Below are 3,297 nucleotides of genomic sequence, written 5' to 3'. Positions count from 1 at the left end.
GTCCGATGCGGCCGCCGGTCGCCCGGGGCGTGGAGGCCGTCCGGTTTCGGCGCTCAGGGCCACGGAATTCGTGCTGTCGGAAAATGGGGGTGTCGGGGACGCGTCGGTCGCGCCGCCCCAGGGGCGGCGCGCGCCGAGGAGGCGTACGCCGCCGGGCGACGACGCGTCGACGATCCCCGGCGTGTCCGACGGGCGCCCGGACCACGAACGTTCCGTGCCCGACCGGGGCACGGGAGCACGGTCGACGACACGGTCACCGCACAAGAGAACCCGGGGCCGGTGAATGCGCACCGACCCCGGGTCGACCGTGGTCACGGGGGGATCCTGTGGTCCCTCCCGTGCTGCTCCGCCCTACTCAGGGCGTCTCGCTCAGGAGTTCTCGGAAGGGATGCTCCAGGGCAGGGAGTCCCACAGTTCCTCCCACTCCTGGGCGCCCACCGGGTCCTCGACATCGGTGGAGGCGGCGTCCCGCGTGTCGGCGGAGGCCTGCTCCACCTGGTCCATCGCGTCGGACATGGCCTGGTCGGCCTCCGCGATCAGCTCGGCGATCAGGTCCGCGACCTCGGAGATCACGTCCTCCACCTCGCTGCGCTCCACCCCGAAGCGGTCGGCGCAGTCACCGGTGGCGGCGACCTTGTCCGCCTCGTCTCCGTAGTACCAGACGGTGGCGAGCAGGCGGTCGCGCTCGTCGTCACCGAGGTCGCCCGAACCCAGGGCCCGCTCGACGAACTGCCCGCTGGTCGGCGTCATCTGCTCCTGGTCCAGGTCCGAGGACCCGGAGTCGAAATCGACGAAGTGCTCGGTCAGGCAGGTCTTGACCTCGCGGGAGGAGACGGCGTCGGCGGCCTCGGACCCGTCGACGTCGGCCTCTTCCTCGACGGCGCCCTCGTCCGCCCCTTCGTCGACCGGGGCCTCCTCGGTCGCCTCGTCCTCAGTGGTCGCCTCCTCGGCGCCCTCCTCCTCGACGGCCTCGTCGGTGGCGCCCTCCTCGGGAGCCTCCTCCTCCGGCGCCTCGGGGGTCACGTTGCCGACGGGGGTCTCGATCGGGTCGACCGCGTCCTCCGGCAGAACCTCCTCGTCCACGGCCTCCTCGACGGGTGCCTCCTCGACGGGTGCCTCCTCGACCGGGGCCTCTTCGGGAGCCTCGTCCTCGGCCGGCGCCTCCTCGGCCGGGACGTCCTCGGTCGGAGCCTCGTCCTCGGGTGCCTCGTCTGCGGGGGTCTCGTCCTCCGTGGTCTCCTCGGCGGGGGTCTCGTCGTCGGGAGCCTCGTCCTCGGCGGCCTCCTCCGGGACCTCGTCCTCGGGAGCCTTCTCCTGCGAGGCCTCGTCCTCAGCGGCCTCCTCCGCGGGGGTCTCGGCCCCCTCGGAGGCGTTCACCTCCGCGACCGACTCGGCCATACGGATCAGTTCACCCCGCTCCCAGCGGTCCGGCTGGAGGTGCGTGGTGACGGCGACGCCCGGGCTCTCCAGCCAGAACACGTCTCCGGTGTCCTCCGCCAGGTAGGCGCCGTGCTCGAACGTCTCGCTCTCGGGGAGCTGTTCCAGAGAGCTCTCCGACAGGTGGCTGTAACGGTGCTCCCTCAGGTCGTCGAGTTCCTGGAGGCGTTCGGAGCGGAGCACCGCGACACGGCCGTAGAGCTGGTCGGGGCCCTGCACCCACGCGAGCTGGGACTGGCTGTTGCCCTGACGATCGGTCGTGGAGGTGGCGTTGACCCCGTAGCGGTCCAGCCCCGCCGGCAGGTAGGTGAGCTCGTACCCGTCGAGGCTGTACGAGGAGACCCCCTGGCTGACCACGGGCCAGCTGAGCGCCTTGGTGTCCTTGTCGTCCGCCGCCGCAGGCCCCGCGAGGCCCACCAGCCCCGACGCGGATATCGCGGCGGCACTGAACAGCGCGACCCACCTCGTGTGGTGCTTGCGCATGAGTGTTCCTTCCCATCGACTACTACCAGTGATCATTACAGGGCACTCTGTGGTTATCGAGGGAGTCCGTGGTCAAAATACGGACATGAAGTAGCCAAATGTATACATAGGGTGAGATTCGTCGGCCTGCGGGCTCGGTCCATCAGAAGATGGTCGGCGGATCACCGACTGCTCTGCGCACCGTCACCGTCCGGTCACCGGACGCGCTCACTCTTGAGGAGCAGTCGGCCAGTCCACGCGTACTTGGGAGGCCCGGTGCACCAGCGCATCGGATTCGTCGTCGGAGCAGTCACGTTCTCGATGTCCGTTCTCGCGAGCCCCGCGCTCGCGGCCCCGTCCACGCTCGTGCCGCACGGCCACGAGTCGACCGAAGCGCAGCGCGTCCACCAGAGCTCCGCGGCCCTGCCACAGCCCGCGGTACCCACTCGACCGATCATCGCCGTCTCCCACCGCGGAGCGGCCGGTACCGCACCGGAGAACACCCTCGCCGCCATCGACGAGGGACACCGTCTGGGCGCGGAGACCGTGGAGATCGACGTCCAGCTCACCGCCGACGACGAGATCATCCTCATGCACGACACGACGCTCGAACGCACCACCGACGTCGCCGAGGTCTTCCCCGACAGGGCGCCCTACAACGTCGGTGACTTCACTCTGGAGGAGGTCGGTCGTCTCGACGCCGGTTCCTTCTTCGGACCGGAGTTCGCGGGCGAGGCCGTCCCGACGCTGCGGGAGGCCTTGGACCGTCTCGAGGAGCACGATCTCAACCTGCTCTTGGAGGTCAAGGAACCCGCGCTGTACCCGGGTATCGAGCGACGGGTCTCCATGGAACTGGCCCGGGACCCGCACTGGCTGATCCCCAACCCGCTCGACGAACCGCACCGGCTCGTCGTCCAGAGCTTCGACTGGGAGTGGACCGAACGGTCCCAGGCCTTGCTGCCCTCGGTACCGCACGGTCTGCTCGGCCTGGTCCCGCTCGAGGAGATCGCCGACTACGACTGGGCCCGGATGATCAACCCCAACCACACCCGCATCGACGCGGAGTACGTCGCGGCGGTGCAGGACGCCGGTGTGGAGATCATGCCGTACACGATCAACGACGCCGCGGGGATGCGCCGTGTCCTGGAGATGGGGGTCGACGGTCTCATCACCGACTTTCCCGATCTCGGTCGACGGGTCATCGACGAGTTCCTCGGGGGCCGTGTCGATCAGGCCTCGGAGTCCGGCGCAGAGGACACCGAGGCCCTCGTGCGCTGACAGCGCCCGGGCCGGTGCCCGAGAGGAGGATCGGTGACGCACCGATCCTCCGGTGACGGGCGGTGCTCCGCCGGGCACCGGGGCCGGCCCCGGAGCGTACGTGGGCGAGCGGCCCACCCC

Annotated in this window: 2 protein-coding genes; one reads left to right on the top strand and one right to left on the bottom strand. The window is 70.1% G+C overall.

The genetic code is table 11. The annotated features are described in order from the left end of the window. Window positions 1–369 precede the first annotated feature (369 nt). Entirely contained in the window at window positions 370–1,920 is a 1,551-nt protein-coding gene (locus tag DSY14_RS27385) for a hypothetical protein (RefSeq protein WP_211719492.1), read from the bottom strand. Window positions 1,921–2,175: 255 nt separating this feature from the next. Between DSY14_RS27385 and DSY14_RS27380 the strand changes: the two genes are divergently transcribed. Beyond that, window positions 2,176–3,177 (top strand): glycerophosphodiester phosphodiesterase family protein, encoded by a 1,002-nt coding sequence (locus DSY14_RS27380; protein WP_307851351.1) that lies wholly within the window; start codon window positions 2,176–2,178, stop codon window positions 3,175–3,177. Window positions 3,178–3,297: the final 120 nt, after the last annotated feature.

Source organism: Nocardiopsis sp. MG754419 (assembly GCF_018207095.1).
Classification (GTDB): domain Bacteria; phylum Actinomycetota; class Actinomycetes; order Streptosporangiales; family Streptosporangiaceae; genus Nocardiopsis.
Note: the sequence above shows the minus strand (reverse complement) of the source record. Positions and strands in the feature narration are given on the sequence as shown.